21 protein-coding genes are annotated in these 23441 nt (G+C 69.4%); 12 read left to right on the top strand and 9 right to left on the bottom strand.

Annotated elements, in window-relative coordinates; genetic code table 11:
- Nucleotides 1–116 precede the first annotated feature (116 nt).
- The gene (gene dxs, locus RJ05_RS15620; RefSeq protein ID WP_036537967.1) at nt 117–2012 is read left to right on the top strand and encodes a 1-deoxy-D-xylulose-5-phosphate synthase; all 1896 of its coding nucleotides are present in this window, start codon (nt 117–119) and stop codon (nt 2010–2012) included.
- Nucleotides 2013–2092: 80 nt separating this feature from the next.
- Here dxs and RJ05_RS15615 read toward each other — a convergent pair whose 3' ends face one another.
- Complete coding sequence (locus RJ05_RS15615) at nt 2093–3430, bottom strand: ribonuclease D (protein WP_036537965.1); 1338 nt, start codon at nt 3428–3430, stop codon at nt 2093–2095.
- 22 nt (nt 3431–3452) lie between these two features.
- Nucleotides 3453–4004: a DUF3000 domain-containing protein gene (locus RJ05_RS15610; protein ID WP_051016611.1), complete on the bottom strand. Its 552-nt coding sequence runs from the start codon at nt 4002–4004 to the stop codon at nt 3453–3455.
- A 168-nt stretch (nt 4005–4172) separates the two neighbouring features.
- On the opposite strand from RJ05_RS15610, the gene hemE reads away from it, so the two are divergent.
- Together hemE and RJ05_RS15600 are read left to right on the top strand one after the other, a co-directional pair.
- The gene (gene hemE / locus RJ05_RS15605) at nt 4173–5231 is read left to right on the top strand and encodes a uroporphyrinogen decarboxylase (protein WP_051016609.1); all 1059 of its coding nucleotides are present in this window, start codon (nt 4173–4175) and stop codon (nt 5229–5231) included.
- Nucleotides 5232–5744: 513 nt separating this feature from the next.
- On the top strand, nt 5745–7088 hold the full coding sequence (locus RJ05_RS15600) for a protoporphyrinogen oxidase (RefSeq protein ID WP_036537962.1): 1344 nt from the start codon (nt 5745–5747) through the stop codon (nt 7086–7088).
- A gap of 183 nt (nt 7089–7271) precedes the next feature.
- Here RJ05_RS15600 and RJ05_RS15595 read toward each other — a convergent pair whose 3' ends face one another.
- Both RJ05_RS15595 and RJ05_RS15590 read right to left on the bottom strand, forming a co-directional pair.
- Nucleotides 7272–7973 (bottom strand): cation efflux transmembrane domain-containing protein, encoded by a 702-nt coding sequence (locus tag RJ05_RS15595; RefSeq protein WP_036537972.1) that lies wholly within the window; start codon nt 7971–7973, stop codon nt 7272–7274.
- Entirely contained in the window at nt 7973–8302 is a 330-nt protein-coding gene (locus tag RJ05_RS15590; protein ID WP_036537960.1) for an ArsR/SmtB family transcription factor, read from the bottom strand. Before RJ05_RS15590 ends, RJ05_RS15595 begins: the two co-directional genes overlap by 1 nt.
- 167 nt (nt 8303–8469) lie before the next feature.
- On the opposite strand from RJ05_RS15590, the gene hemQ reads away from it, so the two are divergent.
- On the top strand, nt 8470–9165 hold the full coding sequence (gene hemQ, locus RJ05_RS15585; protein ID WP_036537959.1) for a hydrogen peroxide-dependent heme synthase: 696 nt from the start codon (nt 8470–8472) through the stop codon (nt 9163–9165).
- 82 nt (nt 9166–9247) lie between these two features.
- On the opposite strand, the gene msrB is transcribed toward hemQ, so the two are convergent.
- The 4 genes from msrB to RJ05_RS15565 all read right to left on the bottom strand — a co-directional run bounded on the left by msrB (nt 9248) and on the right by RJ05_RS15565 (nt 13619).
- Nucleotides 9248–9694 carry a peptide-methionine (R)-S-oxide reductase MsrB gene (msrB, locus tag RJ05_RS15580; protein WP_051016608.1) on the bottom strand — a complete coding sequence of 149 codons (447 nt, stop codon included), beginning with the start codon at nt 9692–9694 and terminating at the stop codon, nt 9248–9250.
- Complete coding sequence (locus RJ05_RS15575) at nt 9694–11076, bottom strand: glycosyltransferase family 87 protein (RefSeq protein ID WP_249040434.1); 1383 nt, start codon at nt 11074–11076, stop codon at nt 9694–9696. The genes msrB and RJ05_RS15575 overlap by 1 nt, the downstream gene beginning before the upstream one ends.
- A 117-nt stretch (nt 11077–11193) precedes the next feature.
- Nucleotides 11194–12744: an alpha/beta hydrolase gene (locus RJ05_RS15570; RefSeq protein WP_036537958.1), complete on the bottom strand. Its 1551-nt coding sequence runs from the start codon at nt 12742–12744 to the stop codon at nt 11194–11196.
- A 44-nt stretch (nt 12745–12788) separates the two neighbouring features.
- Nucleotides 12789–13619 (bottom strand): pyrimidine reductase family protein, encoded by an 831-nt coding sequence (locus RJ05_RS15565; RefSeq protein ID WP_036537957.1) that lies wholly within the window; start codon nt 13617–13619, stop codon nt 12789–12791.
- Between the two features lie 35 nt (nt 13620–13654).
- Here RJ05_RS15565 and zapE point away from each other — a divergent pair, with 35 nt between their 5' ends.
- Both zapE and RJ05_RS15555 read left to right on the top strand, forming a co-directional pair.
- Nucleotides 13655–14671 carry a cell division protein ZapE gene (gene zapE, locus RJ05_RS15560; RefSeq protein WP_036537956.1) on the top strand — a complete coding sequence of 339 codons (1017 nt, stop codon included), beginning with the start codon at nt 13655–13657 and terminating at the stop codon, nt 14669–14671.
- 161 nt (nt 14672–14832) lie between these two features.
- Nucleotides 14833–15702 carry a tyrosine-protein phosphatase gene (locus tag RJ05_RS15555; protein WP_306306393.1) on the top strand — a complete coding sequence of 290 codons (870 nt, stop codon included), beginning with the start codon at nt 14833–14835 and terminating at the stop codon, nt 15700–15702.
- Between the two features lie 7 nt (nt 15703–15709).
- Here RJ05_RS15555 and RJ05_RS15550 read toward each other — a convergent pair whose 3' ends face one another.
- Nucleotides 15710–16267: a GNAT family N-acetyltransferase gene (locus RJ05_RS15550; RefSeq protein WP_036537955.1), complete on the bottom strand. Its 558-nt coding sequence runs from the start codon at nt 16265–16267 to the stop codon at nt 15710–15712.
- A 250-nt stretch (nt 16268–16517) separates the two neighbouring features.
- On the opposite strand from RJ05_RS15550, the gene RJ05_RS15545 reads away from it, so the two are divergent.
- From RJ05_RS15545 to RJ05_RS15520, 6 genes are all read left to right on the top strand, one after another.
- Complete coding sequence (locus RJ05_RS15545; protein WP_036537954.1) at nt 16518–17489, top strand: GlxA family transcriptional regulator; 972 nt, start codon at nt 16518–16520, stop codon at nt 17487–17489.
- Nucleotides 17490–17567: 78 nt separating this feature from the next.
- Nucleotides 17568–18620, top strand: coding sequence for a nuclear transport factor 2 family protein (locus tag RJ05_RS29950; protein WP_036537953.1), 1053 nt, complete (start codon nt 17568–17570; stop codon nt 18618–18620).
- A 70-nt stretch (nt 18621–18690) separates the two neighbouring features.
- Entirely contained in the window at nt 18691–19419 is a 729-nt protein-coding gene (locus RJ05_RS15535) for a DJ-1/PfpI family protein (protein ID WP_036537952.1), read from the top strand.
- A 154-nt stretch (nt 19420–19573) separates the two neighbouring features.
- Nucleotides 19574–20902: an aldehyde dehydrogenase family protein gene (locus tag RJ05_RS15530; RefSeq protein WP_051016605.1), complete on the top strand. Its 1329-nt coding sequence runs from the start codon at nt 19574–19576 to the stop codon at nt 20900–20902.
- Between the two features lie 193 nt (nt 20903–21095).
- On the top strand, nt 21096–22625 hold the full coding sequence (locus RJ05_RS15525; protein ID WP_036537949.1) for a flavin-containing monooxygenase: 1530 nt from the start codon (nt 21096–21098) through the stop codon (nt 22623–22625).
- 108 nt (nt 22626–22733) lie between these two features.
- A partial coding sequence (locus RJ05_RS15520) for a LysR family transcriptional regulator (RefSeq protein ID WP_051016604.1) occupies nt 22734–23441 on the top strand: 708 nt, incomplete at its 3' end.

Genomic DNA, 23441 nt, shown 5'->3' with positions numbered 1-23441 from the left:
GAGTCTCACATTCGCCAGCCAAGTCCGCTGGTGGGAATCCGTCGTCGTGTGAGGCACTCGGAGTGGCTCCGTAGACTGATCGGATCAGATGCGCTATCCGGAGGGAGCGAGTTCAGGTGGGAATGCTTTCCCGGGTCGACACGCCCGAAGACCTGCGGCAGCTGACGGTGCCGCAGCTGCGCGAGCTGGCGGCGGATATTCGTGAGTTCCTGGTCCGCAAGGTCGCGGTCACCGGCGGTCACCTCGGCCCCAACCTCGGCGTGGTCGAGCTGACCATCGCGCTGCACCGGGTCTTCGACTCGCCCGCGGACCCACTGATCTTCGACACCGGCCATCAGGCCTACGTGCACAAGATCCTCACCGGACGCAAAGACCAGTTCGACACCCTGCGCACCCAGGGCGGCCTGTCCGGCTACCCGAGCCGCGCGGAGAGCGCACACGACTGGGTGGAGTCCTCGCATGCCTCCGCCGCGCTGTCCTACGCCGACGGCCTGGCCAAGGCGTTCGCGCTGTCGGGTCAGGACCGGCATGTGGTCGCGGTGGTCGGTGACGGCGCCCTCACCGGCGGCATGTGCTGGGAAGCGCTGAACAATATCGCCGCCGCACCCGATCGTCCGGTGGTCATCGTCGTCAACGACAACGGCCGCTCCTATGCCCCCACCATCGGCGGCCTCGCCCAGCGGCTCACCGCGCTGCGCACCCAGCCGGCCTACGAACACGCCCTCGACGCCGGCCGCAGGCTGCTCAAGAGCATCCCGCGGGTGGGTGACTCGGCGTACTCGATGATGCACGCGGTGAAAGCGGGCATCAAAGACGCGGTCAGCCCGCAGGAGCTGTTCAGCGATCTCGGTCTCAAATACGTCGGTCCGGTCGACGGGCACGATATCGCCGCGCTGGAGGGTGCACTGCGCCACGCCAAGGACTTCGGCGGCCCGGTGGTGGTGCACGCGGTCACCCAGAAGGGCCGCGGTTTCGAACCGGCCGAGAACCACGAGGCCGACCAGATGCACGCTTGCGGGCCGATCGACCCGCTGACCGGTGAGCCGGTGAGCAGCAGCAAGGCGCAGGACTGGACCTCGGTGTTCTCGGCCGAGCTGATCGAACACGCGCAGCGCCGCGACGACATCGTCGCGATCACCGCGGCCATGCCGGGCCCGACCGGTCTGGCCGCCTTCGGTGAGCGGTTCCCGGAGCGGATGTTCGATGTCGGGATCGCCGAACAGCATGCGGTGGCCTCGGCGGCCGGTCTCGCGCTCGGCGGCATGCATCCGGTGGTCGCCATCTACTCGACCTTCCTCAACCGGGCCTTCGACCAGCTGCTGATGGATGTCGCGCTGTTGAAGCAGCCGGTCACCCTGGTGCTCGACCGCGCGGGCATCACCGGCTCCGACGGTGCGAGCCACAACGGGATGTGGGATCTGTCGGTGCTCGGCATCGTGCCCGGTATGCGGGTCGCCGCGCCGCGCGACGCGGTCACCTTGCGCGAGGAGCTGGGTGAGGCGCTGGCCGTCACCGACGGACCCACCGCGCTGCGATTCCCCAAAGGCAGTGTGATCGAAGAGATCACCGCGGTGGAGCGGCTCGACGGCGTCGACGTGCTGCGCCTGCCCGAGGGCGACGGCACCGCCCGCACCCAGCATGGTGATGTGCTGTTGGTCGCGGTCGGCTCGTTCGCGTCCATGGCCGTCGAGGTCGCCGAACTCCTGGCGCCGGAAGGCATTTCGGTCACCGTCATCGACCCGCGCTGGGTGCTTCCGGTCTCCGACACCATCGTCAAGCTGGCCGAGAACTACCGGATGGTGGTCACTGTCGAGGACAGCGGTCTGCACGGCGGCATCGGTTCCAGCGTCTCGGCGCGCCTGCGCACCGCGGGCCTCGACGTCCCGACCCGCGATATCGGTGTTCCGCAGCAGTTCCTCGATCACGGCACGGTCGCCCAGGTCCGGCAGGAGCTGGGGCTGACCGCCCCCGACATCGCCCGCCGGATCGCGGGCTGGGTCGACGCGGGCTGAGCCCGGCCTCGGTCAGCGGGTGGCGCTCGCGAGAAATAGTGGCGAGTTCGGCCACCACGCGACGACGGGCCGGGCCCCGGCTAGTCGGTCGAGTCGCTCGAATCGCCGGTGACGGTGAGCGCGACGGTCAGGCGCGGGATCGCCAGTTCACGCTGCCAGGGTCGCGCACCCGCGGAGCGGAGGAATTCGTCGATCTGTTTGCCGAGTTCGGTGGCCGAATCGGGGCCGAAGTCGTAGCTGGGGAGCCCATCCCAGCACAGACGGCGCACCACATCCGGGGTGAGCAGGTTCTCCACCGGGACCAGCACCTCGGTCGACAGTTCGCCCATCGCCGCGCGGGCCCGGGTCAGGCGGGCGGCGGCCACCGGGTCGCGCCGCTCCCAGCGGTTGACCGGCGGCGGCCCGTCGTAGGGCTGGGACAGCGGCGGCAGCTCGGTATCGGGCAGCGCCCTGGCCCGCTCGACGGCGCCGAGCCATTCGCGCGAGTACCGGCGCTGGCGCGGCCCACCGAAAACGGGTAGTTCGCGCAGTTGGGCGATGGTGCGCGGCTCGGCATTGGCGGCGGCGATGATGGCCGAATCGGGCAGAATGCGCGAGGGTGCGATATCGCGCTGGCGGGCCAGTTCGTCACGGGTGGTCCACAGTTCGCGCACCGTGGCCAGCTGACGCGCCCGTCGCAGGGTGTGAATGCCGGAGGTGCGCCGCCAGCGGTCGGCCTTCGGCGCGGGCGGCTCGGTGAGCCGGACATGCTCGAATTCCTGTGCCGCCCATTCGGTTTTGCCCTGCTGATGCAAGGCGATCGCCACCGATTCGCGCAACTCGAGCAGTAGTTCCACATCAAGAGCCGCGTAGTTCAGCCAGGCCTCGGGCAGCGGCCGGGTCGACCAATCCGCCGCGCCGTGCCCCTTGCGCAGCGCCCGCCCGAGTAGCCGCTCGACCATGGCCGCCAGCCCGACCCGGTCGAACCCGGCCAGCCGCCCACCGAGCTCGGTGTCGAACAGCACCGCCGGGCGCAACCCCAGCTCGGCGAGCCCGGGCAGGTCTTGGTCGGCCGAATGCAGCACCCATTCGAGATCGTTGATCGCCTCGGCCAGCGGTGCCAGATCATCGGCCACCGGAATCGGGTCGATCAGGAAGGTGCCCGCCCCCGCGCGCCGCAGCTGGATCAGATAGGCGCGGGCCGAATAGCGGAAACCGGAGGCACGCTCGGCGTCGACGGCCAGCGGCCCGGTGCCCGCGGCGATCCGGGCGGCGGCCTCGGCGATCTCGGTGGCGGTGCTGAGCACCGGCGGGACGCCGTCGGCCGGAACGAGCAGGGGTACCGCGGTCTCCGTTTCGGCGTCCGCCGAGACCTGCGTGGTCGTACTGTCCGTCTCGCCGCTCCCCAAGGCGCGGCCGGGCCCGTCTGCTTCCGGCATAGAGGTGAACTCTACGTGGCGCTCAGCTGTGGTCGTTATTGGTGTACGACTGTGGCCGCAAATCGGTGATACCGGCCGGTGGCAGCCCGGCGGCGAAGGCCAGCACCTCACCGAAGGCTTCCACGTGCGGACGCATCTCGGTGGTCATCGCGGTCCAGGAGGCGCGCAGCTCGAGCTGGTGGGCGCGCGGCGGGCCCGCGATATCGCCGTATCGGACCGAACTGGTGGAGGTGACGGTGCCGCCGAGCGCGGTGAACGGCTCCCCCCGCGATTCCAGCGCGTCCACCAGCCAGCTCCACGCCACCTCGGGCAGCAGCGGATCGGTGGCCAGGGCGGCGTCGATATCGGCCTGGATGTAGGCGACCAGCCGGAAGGTTCCGTGCCAGGCTTCGTCGCCGTCGGGATCGTGCAGCAGGATCAGCCTGCCGAAGGCGTCACCCTCGGAGTCGATCGGCACCACTCCGGTCTCGGGATGTTTGACCTCGGCGCCGAGCGCGTAGGAATACGGTGCCAGCCGTTGCGGCGGACGGATAGGGGCCAGCTCGATCCGGGGATGCACTGATGCGGTGCCCATCGCCTCGACCGCGGCACGAAAGGAAGCTGGTTCGCCGTCGGAGCCCTCGGTCGATGCGGCGCCGTCGCGGTAGTCGAGCGGTGTCACGAGAGGTGACGGTAGACCTACCGTCCCCGGCGCAGTCGGAGGCGCGCCGCTGAGGGGCGGGTGGACCCGCCTACGATAACGATGGTGAGCACACAGACGCGCCGCCGGTTGACCGATGCCCCCTTCCTGGCCGCCGCCACCGGCGGCGAGCCGAGCAGGCGTCCGGTGTGGTTCATGCGCCAAGCGGGCCGCTCGCTGCCGGAGTACCGGGAACTGCGCGCGGGCATCGGCATGCTGGAGTCCTGCTTCGATCCGGAACTGGTCTGCGAGATCACCATGCAGCCGATCCGCCGTCACGGTGTGGACGCGGCAATCCTGTTCTCCGACATCGTGGTTCCGCTCAAGGCGGCAGGCATCGATCTCGACATCGTGCCCGGCGTCGGCCCGGTGGTGGCCGCGCCGGTGCGCTCCACCGCCGATGTGCGTGCCCTGCCGCGACTGCGGCCGGAGGAGGTCGGTGCCGTGACCGACGGGATCGGGCTGCTGCTCGACGCACTCGGGCAGACGCCGTTGATCGGGTTCGCCGGCGCACCCTTCACGCTGGCGTCGTACCTGGTCGAGGGCGGTCCGAGCAAGCATCACGAGCGCACCAAGGCGATGATGCACGCCGACCCGCAGACCTGGCACGAGTTGCTCGGCGTGCTCACCGATATCACCATCGCCTTCCTACAGGCCCAGCTCGCGGCCGGAGTCGACGCGGTGCAGGTGTTCGACTCCTGGGCCGGCGCGCTCTCGCAGGCCGACTACCGCAGGTTCGTGCTGCCGCATTCGGAGCGGGTGTTCGCCGAAGTCGCCGCTGCGGGTGTGCCGCGCATCCATTTCGGGGTGGGGACCGGTGAGCTGCTCGGCGCGATGGGGGAGGCGGGCGCCGACGTGGTCGGCGTGGACTGGCGGGTGCCGTTGACCGAGGCGGTGCGCCGGGTCGGTCCCGGAAAAGCGTTGCAGGGCAACCTGGATCCGGCGATTCTGTTCGCCGGATGGGACGCGGTGGAATCCGAGGCCCGCAGGATCGCAGGCGAGGCCGACGAGGCGATCACCCTCGGCGCCACCGGTCATATCTTCAACCTCGGCCACGGAGTGCTGCCCGACACCGACCCGGGTGTGATCACCGCGCTGGTCGAACTCGTCCACAGTTTGTGACGTCGGCCGGACGGGTGTCCCGTGTGCGGTGCACCCGGAGTCCGGAGACAGGCCCGAATCTGTCGGTGCGCTGCCATAAAATCACCGCATGAAGCGGATTTTCGGTTGGGGCGCAAAGAAATCCGATGCGGACGCCGGGGCGGAGCTTAGCGGCGCGGACGATCCCGGCGCGACGCGTGCGGCGGATACCGCGGCGCGGGCAGCTCGTGTGTCGCGGGAGCTGCGGGGTGTACGCAGATACTGGCGGCGCAATCGGGCGATCGAGCGGTCACCGTATACGAACAACCCGTCCATGCCCGGATAGTTCGGCGAATACCGCCTCGACGAGACTTGTGCGGCCGGTGACGTCGGCCACGATACGAACAACGTTCCCGGCACACCTCGGTTCGGGGCGCAGTTTCCCGGCAGGGCACCTCGGCCCACGGTGTGATCTCGGCCGCGTCTCACGGCAGTGACCAGGTATTTCACCCACCACCACGACCGAAGAATTCCGGCGGGGATTACCGTCGACCTATGAGAATCGCGGTCGTCGGCGGTGGTATCAGCGGATTGGTCGCGGCGTATCGGTTGCGCGGCCTGCTCGGGCCCGACGCCGAGATCGTCGTGCTCGAACGGGGCGATCGGCTGGGCGGAATTCTCTATACCGGTGAGATCAACGGTGACCCGGTCGACCTGGGAGCCGAAGCGTTCGTCGGGCGTCGGCCCGAGGTGATCGAGCTGCTGTCGGAGCTCGGGCTCGACGATCAGCTGGTGCGGCCCGGCGGGTTGCGACCGCTGATCTGGTCCGAGGGGAGCACCCACGCGCTGCCGGCGCGGACGCTGATGGGCATCCCCTCCGAAGCCGAATCACTGCGCGGGCTGGTGTCGCAGGCGACGCTCGAGCGAGTCGCGGCCGAACCCGGCCTGCCGTTCACCTGGCAACCGGGCTCGGATACCGACGTGTACAGCCTGGTCGCGGACCGGTTCGGCGCCGAGGTCGCCGAACGCAGCGTCGACCCGCTGCTGGGTGGGGTGTACGCGGGCAGCTCCCGCTCCATCGGCGTCCGCGCGGCGCTGCCCACCCTCGCCGCCGCCCTGGACAAGGGCGCATCCAGCCTGACCGCCGCGGTCTCGGCCGCACTGCCCCCGCCGTCGGACGCACCGGTGTTCGGGGGGATCCGTGACGGGTACCGGGTTCTGCTCGAAGCCCTCGCGGACCGGTCCGGTGCGAAGTTCGTCACCGGCGAAGCCACCGAACTCACCAGCACGGCCACCGGGTGGCGGCTCGAGCCGGTCGGTGCGGTGGACGCCGTCGTCCTCGCCACGCCCGCCCCGGTGACGGCACACCTGCTCGCACAGGAGGTACCCGTCGCGTCGTCGCTTCTCGCCGGCATCGAACTGTCCTCCTCGGCCGTGGTCGCACTCGCCCTACCCCGCGACACGCCGCTGCCGCAGAACTCCGGCGTCCTCGTCGCCACCGGAGAACCGCTGAGCGCCAAGGCCTTCACCCTGTCCAGCCGCAAATGGCCGCATCTCGCCGAACGTGAGATCGCTCTGGTGCGCGCCTCCTTCGGAAAATTCGGTGACGACGCGGTGCTCGGGTGGCCCGACGGCGAACTCGTCGCCGCGGCCGTCGCCGACCTGTCCACCGTCACCGGCGTCCCCCTCTCCCCGCTCTCGGCCACCGTTCAGCGCTGGCCTGGCGCCCTGGCGCAGTACGCGCCGGGCCACACCGAGCGCATCGCCGAGATCGAGTCCGTCACCGGCGAATTCGACACCTTGGCCATCACCGGCGCGTACCTGCACGGCGTCGGTGTGCCCGCCTGCGTCGCTTCCGCCACCGCCGCCGCTGACCACATTGCAGCTGCGCTGAGTTGACCGGGCGCGGCCGGCGAGCGATGGGACAGCGGTGAGGCATAGCGGTGTGCTGCGATCGGGTGGGCAGGCGTGGTGTCCGGCCGCACGGTGGTAGTCGCGAGTCATCGCGCCCGCCGTGGGTGAACCGACACGCGGTGCCGTGACGCAGCGGCTACCTGCGCCCCCTCGTCGCGGGCGCCGAGTTCAGTTGTCGCAGCAGTCGCAGTCGTGACCGGCAGCCCCGCTCGCGCGGGGTGCGGCCGTGGGCAGGGCGCAGCACGCATCGCCTTTCCAGGCGTCGCGGCCTTCCTTCACCGCGACGGCGGCGATGACCAGGGCGGCGACGGGATCGGCCCAGGACCAGCCGAACAGGCTGTTGAGCAGCAAACCGGCCAGCAATACGGCCGACAGGTACGTGCACAGCAGGGTTTGTTTGGAGTCCGCGACGGCCGAGGCGGACCCGAGTTCGCGTCCGGCGCGGCGCTGCGCCCACGACAGCACCGGCATGACGACCAGGCTCACCGCCGCGAGCGCGATACCGATGGGGGAGTGTCCGGTGTCGCCGATTCCGAGCAGGCCACGCATCGATTCGATCGTGACGTAGGCGGCGAGAGCGAAGAAGGACAACGCGATGATCCGCAGGGCGAGTTTCTCCCGCCGCTCGGGATCGCGACCGGCGAATTGCCACGCCACCGCGGCGGCCGAGGCCACCTCGATCACCGAATCCAGACCGAACCCGATCAGCGCCGTGGACGACACGCGTGTGCCCTCGGTGAGCGCGATGATCGCCTCGATCACGTTGTAGGAGATGGTCGCGGCGACGAACCAGCGGATCCGCCGGGCCAGCAACGCTTTTCGGTCGGCGCTCGGCCCGGATCGTGCCATGGGCGTGTCCAGCGATCGCATCAGCAGCACTCCCGCGTTTCGGCCTCGGGGCAGCACGCCGGATCCACCACCAGCACCAACCCGAGCAGATCCGACAGCGCGGCCGAGATCCGGGCATCGGCCAGCTCGTAGCGGTTGCGTCGGCCCTCGGGCACCGCGACCACCAGCCCGCACCCGCGCAAACAGGCGAGATGGTTGGACAGGATCTGCCGCGTCACACCGATCTGCTCGGCCAGCTCCGACGGGTAACCGGGGCCTTCGCGCAGGCGCAGCAGGATCCGGGTGCGAGTCGGGTCCGACAGCGCATGACCGAACCGTGCCAGGGCGTCGTGATGCAGCGAGGTCTCCACGAGCCCAATAGTACAGAAATATCTGTATACAGAAAATGATGAACTAGTGGTTGATGGGCAGGATGCTCCGGGCCGACCGACTCGGACCGGCCCGGGCACCGCCATCGCCGTTGCGGTGTGGTGGGGATGACGGCGGCGCAAGAAGTCCCGAGTGGCACGATGGGGGCATGGCGCGACTCGATTACCAGGCTCTCAATTCGACCATTCGGTACCTGATGTTCTCGGTGTTCCAGGTGCAACCCGGTGCGCTGGGCGAGGACCGGGAGGCGGCGATCAAGGAGGCGCGCGCCTTCTTCGACGGTCTCGAGGACCGCGGCGTGGTGCTGCGCGGCATCTACGACGTCGCGGGCATGCGCGCCGACGCCGACTTCATGCTGTGGACGCACGCCGAACGCGTCGAAGATCTCCAGGCCGTCTACGCCGACTTCCGCCGCACCACCGCACTCGGCAAGGCCAGCGCCCCGGTGTGGAGCAATGTGGCCATCCATCGGCCGGCCGAGTTCAACAAGAGCCACATCCCGGCTTTCCTGGCCGGCGAAGACCCGGGCAACTACATCTGCGTCTACCCGTTCGTGCGGTCCTACGAGTGGTATCTGCTGCCCGACGAGGAACGCCGCAAAATGCTGGCCGACCACGGCAAGGCCGCCCGCGGCTACCCCGACGTGCGGGCCAACACGGTCAGCTCGTTCGCGCTCGGCGACTACGAGTGGATCCTGGCCTTCGAGGCGCCGGAACTGCACCGCATCGTGGACCTGATGCGCGATCTGCGCGCCACCGAGGCCCGCCTGCATGTGCGTGAGGAAGTGCCGTTCTTCACCGGGCCGCGGGTCGAGGTCGAGCAACTGATGACCGCACTGCCCTGAGCGGTCCACCGCGCATGCCCCGAACTTTCGGGGCATGCGCACTCACGCATGGCTGCGTACCGTTTGCGCACGGCACGTCGGGTTACTGGCGGGTTGCGGTGTCCGAGGGGTGCAGCCGCAGCGCGATGGAATTGATGCAGTAACGCTTGTCGGTGGGTGTCTGGTAGCCCTCCCCCTCGAAGACGTGCCCGAGGTGGCTGTGGCAGTTCGCGCACAGCACCTCGACCCGGCGCATGCCGAGCGAGTTGTCCGCTCGCAGGATCACCGCGTCGGAGTCGGCCGGATCGAAGAACGACGGCCAGCCGCAGTGCGAGTCGAACTTTTCCGTACTGCGGAACAGTTCGGCGCCGCAAGCCCGGCAGGTGTAGACGCCCTCGGTCTTGGTGTCGGTGTATTCGCCCACGAAGGGCCGCTCGGTGGCCGCCTCACGCAGCACCGCGAACTCTTCGGGACTCAGCTTGGCCTTCCACTCCTGCGGCGTCAGCTGGATCCGCGGGGCGGGCAGGGAGGTATCCGATTCGGAGCTCATCACTCCACGGTAATGCGCTTGTCCTCCGCCGTCGCTGTGTCGCTGTCCGCTTCTCCTGCCCGATCGCGTGCTCGTTCGGTGCGAGGGGCGGGTGAACTCGGCTGATCGGCGTCGATGGTGCCGGTGGACGTCACCGAGGCCGGCTCGGCCGGACCGCGCGGGTCCGGGGCGGAGGCCATCCACGCGGGATCGATACCGAACTTCAGCCGGCCTTCCCGGCGCGCGGCCAGATACCGGTCACCCAGCACGCAGAACACCACGATCAGCAGCAGACCCCAGCCGAAGGTGATCCGCAGGTATTCGATATTGCGGCCGAGGCTCTGCCAGCGATCCGACAGCCATTTGTCGTAGCTGAGGAACCCGAAGATGGCGAGCCAGGCCGGCCAGTTGCGCAGTACCGAATTGCGCAGCACCACCGTCATCAGGAACGGGAACACCAGCATCGAGTAGTACATCTGGCCCAGCGACGACAGCAGCCACGACGCGATCAGCAGTACACCGGAGGCGGTGCAGACGAAGAACAGCTCGTCCTCGCGGTAGTACCGGTACAGCAGCCACAGCGTCAGCGCCACGATGACGCACATGGCCAGCCGCATGGTCCAGGTCAGCCACGCGGGCAGCCCGAAGTATTCGGCGTTGCCGGAGATCGCGCTGTTGAAGTAGTCCCGGGTTTCCAGGATGTACGGGCCGGTTCGGGTCAGGAAGGAGCTCGCGTCCTTCATCAGCGGCCAGGCGATCGCGTTGAGTGCCAGCGGCACACCGAGCGCGGTGATGAACACCTTCCACTGCCCGCGCGCCGCCGCGATCAGCAGCAAGGGCGCGAGCGTGGGTTTGACGGCGATCGTCAATCCGAGTATCGCCCCCGACCACAGGTCCCGCCGTTGCAACAGCAGCATGATGAACAGCAGCTCCGCCAGCAGCAGGCAGCCATTGACGTTGGTGAACACCAGCGTGTTGATCACCGTCTCGGACATGAACATCGCCAGCAGCAGTGCGGGCGCGGCGATCGACTTCAGCGTGTAGTTGAACAGCCGAAGCAGCAGATACCACGCGATCAGGATGGCGATGGCGTTCAGCAGGATGAACAGCCAGCGCGACTTCTCGTAGTCGATGATCGCGATCGGCGCGATGAGCAGGGTGCCACTGGGCGGATACAGGTAGTGCGGATCGACCGAGTCGAAATTGGCCGTGTAAACCGCGCGACCGTTGAGGAAATCCAGCGACGCCTGGTAGACGGGCCGATAATCGTCTGTGACGAAACCATTGACAGCCTTGATGAGGACCCTGTTCAGCACGGTCATGACCGCAAGGGGCCACAGTGCGAACTTGATCACCTCGGCGGTGGTGCGAGCTGTCCGGGGCTCGAGCTGTCGAAGTAACACTGGGGCACGGTACACCGGATCGTGCCCAGATGGTTGCCCGGACCCGCCTCGGCGTGCCAGAGGCGGGGTCTGCGATCGCGCCGCAGTGCGGGCCGGGGAGGTGCGCACCGCCGCCGCTCAGGCCGGGCAGGCGGTGCCGTCGGCGGGCAGCTTCGCGTCCTTCAGGTACTCGACCACCGCGCGCTGCGCGCAGCCGGAGTGGTTGGACACCGGGTGGCCGTAGCCCTGCCAGGTGAGGGTGGCATTGCGCGCGCCCGCGCGCCCGAGTGCGCCGGTGACCGACGCCTGACCGGCACCGCTGACCGGATCGGCCACCCCGGCCAGTACCAGCACCGGAAGCGCGAGCTTCTCCGGGGCCGCCGGCGGGGTGAGCACCGGCCATGCCGAGCAGGTCAGCAGCGAGATCGCGGCGGCGCGGCCGAACACCGGGTACTTGGCGCCCCAGTCCTCGGCCAGTCCGGCGGCCTGGCCCGCGGTGGGCGGCTGCTGGGTGTCGGTGCAGCCGTTGACGAACTGGCCGTCGTCGGCGGTGGCCGAGGTGGCGCGCTGGATCTGATTGTCCAAGGGCGCGAGGTCGCCGCGGTCGGCGGCCGAGAGCGCGTCGGCGAGTTCGGTCACCCGGTTGTTCTGGTCGCTGCGCGGGCTGCCGAGGAAGCCGGTGATCGCGGTGAGCAAGCCGTTTGCCGAAATGTCGCCGAGCTGCCCGGCGGTGGCCTTGCCGAGCAGTTCGGTGACCTTGCCGCGTGGATCGGGCCCCAGCGAGCACTTCAGGCCGACGCAGCGCTGGGCGAACGCCGTCAATGCCGCCTCCGCGCCCTGCACCTGCTGTTCGCCCTTGGTCACCGCGTCCACACCCACCGCGTGCGGCGAATCGAGCACCAGGCGCGACAGGTGGTCGCCGAACTTGCGGGCATAGGCCATCGCGACCAGCGCACCGTTGCCGGTGCCGAGCAACGCGATGTGGTCGACCTGCCATTGCTTGCGCAGCTGCTCGATATCGTCGGCGGCGTGCGCGGCGTCGAAGGTGCCGTCGTAGGGCTGCAGGAAGTCGCGGCAGGCGATGGTGGCATCCTGGCTCAGCTCGGCCATCGTTTCGATCTGGTCACCGCCGGGCGAGAACTGGGCGTTGTCGTGCATGGCGGCGCGGATCTCGGGCGGCAGGCAGTCGATCGGCTGCGAGCTGCCGATGCCGCGCCGGTCCACGGCCACGATCGGGCGCTGGGCCAGGATCGCGTTGGCCGGTCCGACCGCCAGCCCGGCCAGGGTCGCGGTGGAGGAACGGTCGGTGCCGGAGGTGAGCACCACCGGCGCCGCATCGGCGGGCGTCTGCGGTAGGCGGGCGCGAATGGCGCCGTTGCGGAAGGAACCGAGAATCGCACCCGAGGCATCGATCGGCGTCGAATACTCGGCGCATTCGAGCACCAGTCCCTCGGGGGCCGGGCCGAGACCGAGCAGATCGAGCGTCGGCGTGGTGCACTCCCGCCAGCTCAGATCGATTTTCGGCACTTCGGCCTGCGGCGGCGCCGCGGCCGCGGCCGAGGTGGTGGCCTCGCCCGCGACCGGCGGACGTTCGATGGCCACGCCGGGGCGATCCGAGGGTCCGGCCCCGCATCCGGCGATCATGATCGAAAGTATCGAGGCCGGTACCACGGCCCGAGTCCAGCGCATGCGTTACACCCTGCCAGGTCTCGTGCCGTGTTTCACACAGGCCCTCAGCACCGCACCCACCGGATGAGCGTCGTGGCGTCCTCGTCCAGCAGAATGTGGGCCGGGCGCATCGGCACCCGGAACTCCTCGCGCGACAGCGAGATTCGCGCTGCGGTGCCGCCGATCAGTACCGGCGAGGTGGTCAGGCACAGTTCGTCGACGCAGTCCGCGGACAGCAGATCACCGAACAGCCGCGGCCCGCCCTCACACAGCACCCGCAGCAGCCCACGCTCGGCCAGCGCGTCGAGGGCGGCCTGCGGCGACACCGCCACATCACCGGCTTCGATCACCTCCGCCCCGGCATCGGCGAGCTGCTGCTTGCGGATGGCGGGCGCCGCCGCGGTGGTGATGATCAGCGGGGCGACCCGGTTCGCGGATGGCGTCGCGGTCTTCTGTGCGCCGGCAGGGGAATTGCGCGCGGCATCATCGGTTCCGGCAGGTTCGGGGAACAGCCGTCCGAAGGGGTCGAGGGCGGCGCTGGCGGTCACCACGGCGATGGGCGGGGGTGTGCCTTCGGGATGGCCGCCGATGCCCAGTTCGGCGAGCCGGCGCCGCAGAGCCGGATCGGTCTTGGCGGGACCGTAGTTCTCCGTCCGCGCGGTACCCGCCCCGACCAGCACCACATCGGCCAGCTCGCGCAGTGCGAAGAACACTGTGCGGTCGGCGTCGGTGCCCAAACCGGCCGACCGGCCGTCGCTGGTGACGGCGCCGTCGATGCTGGACACGAAATTGGCTCGCACCCATGGGCGGTCGAGCCCGGTGGGGTAGCCGTAGAGCCGGAAGAGTTCCTCGTCGGTCAGTCCTGTGAGCTGGATCGCATTGTGGATACGCTGCATGAAGACAGATCACACCACGTCATTAGGCTTCGCCCATGCAAGAACGCCTCGTCGATCGCCATCCGGAGGTTCCGGCGGATCAACTCGTCGCCCAGATGGTGCCGCCACCCATGTTCGACGAGGTCAGCTTCGCCTCCTACATTCCCGACCCGAACGAACCGAGCCAGGCCGCCGCGGTGCGCAAGGCCGAGGAGTTCGCCGGACAGGTCGCCAAGATCCACAAGGCCGCCTCGAAGAAGAGCCTGTTCGGTAAGAAGAAGCAGGTCGACGGTGCCGGGCTCTACCTCGACGGCGGCTTCGGTGTCGGCAAGACCCACCTGTTGGCCTCGATCTTCCACAGCGCGCCGGCACCCAAATCGTTCGGCACCTTCGGCGAGCTCACCAACCTCGTCGGCGCGCTCGGTTTCACCAATGCTGTCGAGCGGCTCAGCGCCAACAGCGTGCTGTGCATCGACGAATTCGAGCTCGACGATCCGGGCGACACCATGCTGGTCTCGCGCCTGCTCACCGAGCTGTCGGCCAGTGGCGTGTCCATCGCGGCGACCTCCAACACCCTGCCGGGCCAGCTCGGCGAGGGCCGTTTCGCCGCACAGGACTTCATGCGCGAGATCAAGAAGCTGGGCGCGATCTTCGAGGCCGTGCGCGTCGACGGTCCCGACTACCGCCACCGCGACCTGCCGCCCGCACCCGAACCCACCTCGCCCGACGAGCTCGCCGAGCGCGCCGCCGCCACCCCCGGGTCGACCCTGGACGATTACGACGAGCTGCTGAAGCACCTGAGCACCCTGCACCCGTCCAAGTACGGTGCGCTGATCTCCGGCGTCTCCTCGGTCTACATCTCCGGCGTGCACCCGGTCACCGATCAGGCCGTGGCGCTGCGCATCGTGGTGCTGGCCGACCGGCTCTACGACGCCAGTGTGCCCGTCACGGTGTCCGGCGCCAAGCTCGACGAGATCTTCTCCCAGGAGATGCTCGATGGTGGCTACCGCAAGAAGTACCTGCGCGCGATCTCGCGTCTGCTGGCCCTGTCGCGGTTCGAAGTGACGGCCTGAGCCGAGCGAGTGCGGCGCCGGTCGCGGAATATCGCCACGTCGGACCGCTGGATCCGGTCGGCTCCGACGCGGTGTGATCGGCCGCGACTCGCCGAAACGGGCTTGACCGCACGGACTCCGGCTTGGTTTGCTGGGCGGGAATTGCGGTGGGAGCCGGTGGCATGACGGGCCGGGCACCACGCGCCGATGAGGGGAGCTTCGCCATGGTCCACCGTTCCACCATGGTCGGTTACGGGCTGCGTGTGCCGATCGCGCTGGTTGCCGGGGCGGCCATCGCCTTCGGGCCCGCCGCCGCTGTCGCACCCGCCGATCCACCGTCCGCGTCGAGCGCACTCGCCATCGATCGCTCGCTCCACCTCGAGGGTGCGCGTAATGCCCGCGACCTCGGCGGATATCGCACCATCGACGGTCGAACGGTCCGCACCGGACTGGTGTTCCGTACCGATCAGCTCGATCACCTCACCCCGGCCGACCTGGCCGAACTCACCGAGCGCAAGGTGCGCGACGTCGACGACCTGCGCACCGTCTACGAACGCGCGCTCGCCCCGGACCGGGTGCCCGCGGGCGCGCGGGCGAACTGGTACGACGTGATCGGCGGCGCGCCGCTGCCGCAGCTGGTGTCGAGCCTGGCCGGCGGCGCCGAGATGTATCGCGCCTTCATCACCGCCCCCGGTGCCAACGCGGCCATCGCTTCGGTGCTGCGTGACGTCATCGAGAACGCGCAGGCCGCCGACGGCGGCGCCGTGCTGTTCCACTGCACGGCGGGCAAGGACCGCACCGGCTGGACGGCCGCGGTGCTGTTGAGCGTCCTCGGCGTCGACCGCGCCACCGTCACCGAGGATTACCTGCTGTCGAACCGGTACCGCGGCGCCGAACCGGGCGATCTGCTCAACGGCGTCGACGCGGCCTGGCTCGATGCCGCCTTCGATCAAGCCACCGCGACCTATGGCAGCTTCGACAACTACGTGCGTACCGGTCTCGGCCTGACCGATACCGAGATCGCGACCTTGAAAGCGCGCATGCTGGCCTGAGCCGACCTCAGAACACCAGCTGCATCACGTAATCGTGGTGGACCTGGTTGCCGACGGTGAAGGTCTTGGTGCCGACGGTGTCGAAACCATGCTTGGCGTAGAAGCGTTGCGCCCGTGCGTTCTCCTGATTCACCCCGAGCCACACACCCGGATAGCCGTCCTCGCGAGCTCGATCGAGCGCCGCAACCATCAGCGCCGTGGACACCCCTGTCCCGTGGTGGCCGGGCAGCACATACATCTTGCTGATCTCGACCACCGGCCGTGGCTCGACCGCCGCGGCGACCTCCGGATCGGCGGGCTCACCGCCGACCAGCATCGCGTAGCCGACGATCTCACCGCCCGCCATCGCCTTGAGCACCGTGCGCGACGGATCCGAGAGGTACTCGCCGAATCGTTCGCCCGACAGCACCTCGGAGATGAAGATCTCGATATCGTCGGCGGTCGCGCCGGGCGGGCACGCGAGCGGGAAGGTCGCCGCGGCGACATCGCTGAGCGCCTCGGCGTCCCACAATCCCGCCCGGTCGACGATGACCGGCGTACCGACGTGTCCGACAGAGTCAGGCATCGGCGCGGGAGTGCGTCAGTGATCTGCTCATATCGGCTGACTCTACCGCTCGATCGTCGTGGCGCTCGGTCTCCCCAGCCGCGGGAGTCCATGATGTCGTCCACATCGGATCGGGCACCTCGGGTGACTCCGGCGGACGAGTTCGGCGCCGAGAAGACCAGTGTGTGGCCTGATTCAGTGAGCGTCCAGGTGGTGCTCGAGTGAGAAGCGTCCGACTGGCCAGTACACCATGATGCGCTAAATTCTGGCCATGACGGTGGTAGCGGTCCTGGCTCCGGATTCGGTGATCGGCTTCGAAGTGATGCTTCCCGGCATGGTGTTCGGAGCGGCGAACACCATGCTCGGCGAGCAGTACTACGACATCCGCGTGGTGACCCCGGGCGGTAGCGCGGGCGCGGCGGCGGTACACGGCGCTGTCCGGCTGCAATCGGAATGGGACCTCGACTGCCTCGCCGAGGCGGACACCGTCATGATCCCGGGCCGCACCGAGTTCCTCGACGAGCCCGCCGAGCCCGTTCGTCGTGCACTGCTGGACGCCGCCGCACGCGGCGCGCGTTTGGCCTCGGTCTGCGTCGGTGCGTTCACCCTGGCGGCTACCGGGTTACTTGACGGGGCGCGGGCGACGACCCACTGGGAACACGCTGCCGAACTTGCTCGCCGGTATCCGCGCGTCGAGGTCGACCCATCGGTGTTGTTCGTCGACAACGGCTCCGTGCTCACCTCGGCCGGTGTGGCGGCCGGACTCGATCTGTGCCTGCACATGGTGCGCCGCGACCTCGGGGCGCGAGTCGCCGCCGACACCGCGCGGCGACTCGTCATGCCGCCGCAACGTGGCGGCGGGCAAGCGCAATTCATCGCACACACCGACCCGGAGGATTGCGACGCCTCGTTGCAGCCGGTGCTCGACTGGATGCAAGCCAACCTGCATCGACCGCTGACCCTTGACGACATCGCCGCGCACGGAGCCCTCAGCGTGCGCAGCTTGAACCGCCGGTTCCGGGCCGAGATCGGGACCACACCGCTGCAGTGGTTGCTCCGAGCCCGGGTGCACCGGGCTCAGCAACTGCTCGAGACCTCGGATCTGTCGATCGATCGCATCGCCGAGGCTTCGGGTTTCGGCACCGCGGCGACGCTGCGATACCACTTCGCCCGGGTTGCCCGGACCTCGCCGCAGGCCTACCGCGCCGGCTTTCAGCATTCCGGACGGCTGGCCAGAATTTAGCGGACATTGGCTATCCGGCCACTGGGCGGTGGTCGCTTCCGAACAGAGACTGAGTGGGCACATTCGGAAGGGAAAACGATGACCGTTCAACAAGCCGACCGGGCCCAGTTCGACCTGCCCACTTCGGAACTCGCACTCGCGGCCGACGCACTCGTGGCGCGGGTGTCGCCACCGCTGGTCTACAACCATTGCGTCCGCGCCTACCTGTACGCGCGGGAGGTCGCCAGGGCCGAAGGGCTGCGGCCAGGGGTGGACTACGACGACGAGCTGGTCTATCTCGGCAGCATCCTGCACGATCTCGGGGCCACCGATCACGCGAACGGCGATCAACGGTTCGAGGTGGACGGCGCCGACGCCGCCGCGGAATTCCTCCGCAGCCACGGCGTCGAGGAGTCGCGGGTGCAGACGGTGTGGAATGCCGTCGCCCTGCACACCGTCGACGGCATCGCCCATCGCTTCGGCCCGGTGGAGGCGCTGGTGCAGCGCGGCACCGGTGTCGACATCGTCGGGCGCGACCGGGACCTGCTGCCGGAGGGTTTCGCGCAGCGAGTGCACGCGGTGTGGCCGCGCCACGACCTCGGATACGCGTTCGGGGAGATGCTGGCCAGGCAGGTGCGCGACAATCCGGCCAAGGGCAGCCCGTTCAATTTTCCCGGCCAGATCTGCCGGCTGTACTACCCGACGCACGGCCCGATCACCTGGTTCGACCTCGTCGACTCCGCGGGATGGGGCGATCGTCCGGTGCGGATCGGTGCCGACAGCGTGGGAGCCGGCTCGCCGGCCGAGCTGGCGACTCTGTTCGCCATGCACTTCAACGCCGGCGATCTCGATGCCTTGATGGCACTGTATGAGCCTGCGGCACTGCTGTTCTCGGCCCCTGGTCAGAGCCAGGCCGGAACCGAGGCGATCCGGGCGGCGCTCGGCGAGATGATCGGGTCCGGGGCCACCATCGAACTGCGCCCCCGCCGCCTGCATGTCGCCGGTGACTTGGCGATGATCTCCAATGACGCCGTCGTTTCCGGTGTGGGACCGGGCGGTGCCGCTGTGGTCTCCACCTCTACCGAGATCGCGCGGCGTGGCCGGGACGGGTCCTGGCGATACGTGCTGGACGACCCCTACTTCTCCGCGTGATCGGGCGGAGCTCACGCCGGCGCGTCGGAGGTCGCGTGCCGGGGCGGCACCTCGAGCACGAGGACCGGGCATGAATCGGCGGACCGTGCTGCGGGCCGGTGTCGGCGCCGCCACCGGTGCCGGTTTCCTGGCGATGCCGACGGCGCAACCGTCACCGACGAGGCGCCGACGCGGCGATCCCGCCCCGTGGCGGGTGCAGATTCTCGTCTTCGACGGGGTCGACGACCTGGATATCTTCGCGCCGTTGGAAGTGCTGGGTTACGCAACGCATTTCGACTCCCGCGCCCAGGTGGAACTGGTCACCGCGGCTGATCCCGGTCCGGTCGTCTTGATGTCGGGCACCGCGATCGACGTCCGAGCCGGGTGGGCGCCGCACCGGGCCGAAGTGATCCTGGTGCCCGGCGGTGGCTACGGATTGCCGCCGGGTGCACCCGGCGTCCCCACCGAGATCAGCCGGGGCCACCTGCCCCGGCTGTTGGCGGCCGCCCGGCGGGACGGACTGACCATGGCCTCGGTCTGCGTCGGTGCGATGCTGCTGTCGGCGGCCGGGCTCACCCGGGGCCGGCCGTGCACGACCCATCATCGGCTGGTCGGGCAGCTGGAGCGGGAAGGCGGCCTGATCACCCGAGCGCGAGTCGTCGACGACGGCGATCTGGTCACCACCGGTGGGGTGACCTCCGGGCTGGATCTCGCGCTGTGGCTGGTGCAGCGGGAGTTGGGATCGGCGACGGCCCTCGCTGTCGAAGAAGTCATGGAGTACGAGCGCCGCGGGACGGTGTGGACGCGGGAGCGGGCCTGATCTCATCAGACCGGTCGATCGCGCGGACCACGGTCAGGGCTGTATGCGTCCGCCTCGGACGGCGGCCGAGGTTTCCCGGCTCGGCACCGGGTATTCGAGCCCCATGACACAGATATCCGAGGCACCTGGCCATGTGCAGGATACGGTCGGCGCAATGTCATCGCCGGTATCGGTCGCAGCGGGCGGCATCGAGGAAGCGGTACTGGCGGTCCGGGATGCCCAGCCCGGCTGGGCAGCGGTCGCCGCCGCCGAGCGGGGTGCCATGCTGCACCGGGCGGCGGACGCGGTGCGCACCGCCGCCGATGAGCTCGCGATCATGCTCGAACGGGAAACCGGGCGTCCGCGGGAGTCCGGACGCGAGGGCGTGCTCGCGGGCGCGGGGACGCTCGACCAGTACGCGGAGCTGGGTCCCGTGCACCGGGGCCGGTCGTTGCAGGGCGATCGGACGGCCGCCGATTTCATGATCCCGCAACCCCGTGGTGTCGTGCTCGCGCTGACCCCGTGGAACGACCCGGTCGCCATCGCCTGCGGGCTGCTCGGCGCCGCGCTCGCCACCGGGAACACGGTGCTGCACAAGCCGAGCGAACGCTGCTCGCGCACCGGTGAGCTACTGGGCCGGCTGCTGGCCGAGCATCTGCCGGACTCGGTGATCCGTACCGTCGGCGGCGGCGCCGAGACCGGCGCGCTGCTGGCCGCCTCCTCGCTCGTGGACGTGATCGCCCATGTCGGTAGTAGCGAGACCGGACGACGGATCAGTGCGGCCGCCGCGCGCACCGGGGCCAAGGTGCTGCTGGAGAACGGAGGCAACGACCCACTGCTGATCGACGCGGACGTCGACCCCGAGTGGGCCGCCGAGCAGGCGGCGCTGGGCGCCTTCGCCAACGCCGGGCAGATCTGCACGTCGGTGGAACGCGTCTACGTGCACGCACGGATCGCCGAGCCGTTCATCGACGCGCTGTGTGCCAGAGCCGAGGAGTGGAACCGCGATCCGCAGCCGCTTGTCGACGCCAGGCAGCGCGCGCAGGTGCACGATCAGGTCACCGAGGCCGAGAGTCGCGGGGCGCGGATTCTGGTCGGCGGACGGATCCCCGAAGGGGAGGGCGCGGTCTATCCCGCGACCGTGCTCGTCGACTGTTCCCCGGATATGACGATCATGCGGGAAGAGACCTTCGGGCCGGTGGCCCCCGTGCGGGTGGTGCCGGATTTCGAGGCCGGCCTGTCCCAGGCACGCTGCGGTGATTACGGACTGGCAGCGACGATCTTGACCGCGTCGATGGCCAATGCTCAGCGGGCCTGGCATGAGCTGCCGGTCGGCACGGTGAAAGTCAACGCGGTCTTCGGCGGTGCGCCGGGCGGTGCGGCGCAGCCGCGAGGGCGCTCGGGCAACGGATTCGGATACGGCCCCGAGCTACTCGATGAGATGACCGCGATGAAAGTCGTCCACCTGGAGAGCCCACCGGCCCGGGTGCGCCCGTCGTCGTGAGACGCCTGTCGGGTCTGGCTGCTGAAGGTTTGCCAGGTACGCGGAACGGGACCATCGTTGCCCATGGTCTCGGCCACGGGCACGACCCGGCAGCCCACTCGACGTTCGCCGGGGCCCGTAGCGACCGGCGCGTCGGCGGCCGTGACCGGGGCTCCGCTTTGCTGGCGGGCCGCGGCGACGTAGTCTCCTGCGCATGAGGAGCGGGAACCGTATCGGAATCGTCGGTGCGGGTATCGCAGGTTTGGCCTGCGCGAAAGTGCTGAGTCGGGCAGGCTTTTCGGTCGAGGTGTTCGACCGAACCCCCGACGTCGGTGGGGTGTGGAGCGCCACCAGGCGTTATCCGGGCCTGCGTGCGCAGACGAGCAAGCACACCTACCACTTCTCCGACCATCCCATGCCCGCCGACTGGCCGCGCGTGCCCGACGGGCAGCAGATGCAGGAGTACCTCGCCGGATACGTGCGCCGGTTCGGTTTCGAAAGCACGCTGCGGCTGCGCACCGAGGTCGTGGCCGCGGACCCGGTGGACGGCGGCTGGCTGCTCGAAATTCGCGAGGGCGACGGCATCCAGCGCACCTCCTGCGATCACCTGGTGATCGCCAACGGCGTGTTCAGCGAGCCCTATATGCCGTACTTCCGCGGTGAGGACGCCTACCAGGCCGGTGGCGGCGCGCTCGGACACGCCTCGCAGTTCGTCGACGTGGAGGCGGTGCGCGACCAGAACGTCGTCATCGTCGGCTACGGACGCTCGGCCTGCGATCTGGCCGAGGCCGTCAGCCAGGTCGCTGCCTCGACCACGATGCTGGCGCGCCGGCTCACCTGGAAGGTGCCACGCAAACTCGCCCCGGGGGTCGACGCCGAGCGACTCCTGCTGACCAGGACCGGTGCAGCCCACTTCCGGCATCAGGAGCCCGGTCGCTTCGAACGGTTCCTGCACGGTCCGGCGCGGTCGTTCCGCGAGAGCAATCTGGATCTGGTGCAGGCGCTGGCCGCCAAACGTCTTCAACTGGGCGAGCTCGGCCTGATGCCGCCGAGCACAATCGAAAACGTCGCCGACCAATCGGTGAGTGTGGCGACCGAGGGCTTCTTCGAGCAGGTCGCCGAGGGGCGCATCACCGTCCGGCGCGAGACGACCATCGCCGAACTGCATGCCGGGCCCACCGGGCCGGCGGCCATCCTGTCCGACGGCGAACGCATCCCGGCCGATATCGTCGTCTGCGCCACCGGCTTCCAGCAGCGGGTGCCGTTCCTGACCCCGTACATCCAGCGGCAACTCACCGACGACAACGGCAACTTCCGCCTGTACCGGCACATCCTGCCGCTCGGCGTGCCCCATCTGAGCTTCGCCGGCTACAACTCCTCGCTGATCAGCGCGTTGGGAGCCGAGGCCGCCGCGCATTGGACCGCCGCGTTGCTGACCGGAGATCTGACGTTGCCCACCGCCGAGGCCATGGCCGAACACACCGACCGCCGCCTGGCCTGGCTCGAAGAGCGCACCGGTGGCAGGCACGCGCACGGAACCGCCATCGAACCGTTCGCCATCCAGAACCTCGACGACCTGCTCGCCGACATGGGGGTGAAGCTGCCGCGCGCCGCGCGGGCCGCGCAATGGGTCCGCCCCATCCGCCCGGCTGCCTACCAGGTGCTCGGCAACCGTCGCAGCTCCGGCGCGCCACCACAGAACAGCGCGCCGATCGCGCAGGACGCCTACGCCGGCGACTCCTGACGCTCTGCCCGGATCCGCCGCCGGCCCCGCGCATCCGGCCGCCTGGGCTTCGGATTATCCGGCGCGGCAAGTTTGCTGCCTGCTCGTTGCGCTGGCGATAATCCGCCGGTGGAGTCGCTGGATATGAACCTGCTGGTCGCGCTGGACGCGTTGCTGGAGACCAACAGCGTGACGCTGGCCGCCGAACGGTTGCACACCTCCGCACCCGCGATGAGCCGCACACTCGCACGTCTTCGCCGCGTGCTCGGCGATCCGCTGCTGGTGCGAGCCGGGCGCAACCTGGTGCCGACCCCACGGGCGCTGGAACTCCGCCACGAGGTGAGCCGCCTCGTCGACCAGGGCCGTGCGCTGCTCACTCCGCGCGCGGCCCTCGACCCGTCAACGCTCAAGCGCGGGTTCACCATCCGGGCCGGGGACGGCGTGCTCGCCGAACTCTGCGCGCCCCTGCTGGCGGCCGTGCGCGCCGAGGCGCCCGGTGTCACCCTGCACTTCCTGCCCGACACCATCGATGGCGCGGGCGCGTTGCGCGAGGGGCGGGTGGACGTCGAGGTCGGCGTCCTCGACCACACCGACCCGGAGACCGTCGTCCAGCACGTCCTGCTCGACCGCTGGGTCGGCGTAGCGACCCCGGACCATCCGCTGATCACCGACAAGGTGACCGTCGCGGCCTACGCCGGCGCCGCGCATCTGAGCATCTCCAGGGTCGGGCGGGCGCGCGGTCCCATCGACGACCGGCTGGCCCTGCACGGGCGGACCCGCCGCGTCGTCGCCACCGTCCCCGATCTGGTCTCGGCGTTGCTCGCGGTGCGCGCGGGC

Origin of the sequence: Nocardia cyriacigeorgica NBRC 100375, from assembly GCF_000308555.1 — a bacterium.
In the GTDB taxonomy this organism is placed as follows: Bacteria; Actinomycetota; Actinomycetes; order Mycobacteriales; family Mycobacteriaceae; genus Nocardia; species Nocardia cyriacigeorgica.
Note: the sequence above shows the minus strand (reverse complement) of the source record. Positions and strands in the feature narration are given on the sequence as shown.

Bases quoted from the DNA above. Each gene is read 5' to 3' on its own strand.
- RJ05_RS15525 (WP_036537949.1), top strand. From the start codon at position 21,096: ATGAGGAGCGGGAACCGTATCGGAATCGTCGGTGCGGGTATCGCAGGT.
- hemE (WP_051016609.1), top strand. From the start codon at position 4,173: ATGGTGAGCACACAGACGCGCCGCCGGTTGACCGATGCCCCCTTCCTG.
- RJ05_RS15550 (WP_036537955.1), bottom strand. From the start codon at position 16,267: ATGCCTGACTCTGTCGGACACGTCGGTACGCCGGTCATCGTCGACCGG.
- RJ05_RS15555 (WP_306306393.1), top strand. From the start codon at position 14,833: ATGACGGGCCGGGCACCACGCGCCGATGAGGGGAGCTTCGCCATGGTC.
- msrB (WP_051016608.1), bottom strand. From the start codon at position 9,694: ATGAGCTCCGAATCGGATACCTCCCTGCCCGCCCCGCGGATCCAGCTG.
- RJ05_RS15615 (WP_036537965.1), bottom strand. From the start codon at position 3,430: ATGCCGGAAGCAGACGGGCCCGGCCGCGCCTTGGGGAGCGGCGAGACG.
- RJ05_RS15595 (WP_036537972.1), bottom strand. From the start codon at position 7,973: ATGCGATCGCTGGACACGCCCATGGCACGATCCGGGCCGAGCGCCGAC.
- RJ05_RS15530 (WP_051016605.1), top strand. From the start codon at position 19,574: ATGTCATCGCCGGTATCGGTCGCAGCGGGCGGCATCGAGGAAGCGGTA.
- RJ05_RS29950 (WP_036537953.1), top strand. From the start codon at position 17,568: ATGACCGTTCAACAAGCCGACCGGGCCCAGTTCGACCTGCCCACTTCG.
- RJ05_RS15610 (WP_051016611.1), bottom strand. From the start codon at position 4,004: ATGGGCACCGCATCAGTGCATCCCCGGATCGAGCTGGCCCCTATCCGT.
- RJ05_RS15545 (WP_036537954.1), top strand. From the start codon at position 16,518: ATGACGGTGGTAGCGGTCCTGGCTCCGGATTCGGTGATCGGCTTCGAA.
- RJ05_RS15535 (WP_036537952.1), top strand. From the start codon at position 18,691: ATGAATCGGCGGACCGTGCTGCGGGCCGGTGTCGGCGCCGCCACCGGT.
- RJ05_RS15600 (WP_036537962.1), top strand. From the start codon at position 5,745: ATGAGAATCGCGGTCGTCGGCGGTGGTATCAGCGGATTGGTCGCGGCG.
- RJ05_RS15565 (WP_036537957.1), bottom strand. From the start codon at position 13,619: ATGCAGCGTATCCACAATGCGATCCAGCTCACAGGACTGACCGACGAG.
- RJ05_RS15570 (WP_036537958.1), bottom strand. From the start codon at position 12,744: ATGCGCTGGACTCGGGCCGTGGTACCGGCCTCGATACTTTCGATCATG.
- zapE (WP_036537956.1), top strand. From the start codon at position 13,655: ATGCAAGAACGCCTCGTCGATCGCCATCCGGAGGTTCCGGCGGATCAA.
- hemQ (WP_036537959.1), top strand. From the start codon at position 8,470: ATGGCGCGACTCGATTACCAGGCTCTCAATTCGACCATTCGGTACCTG.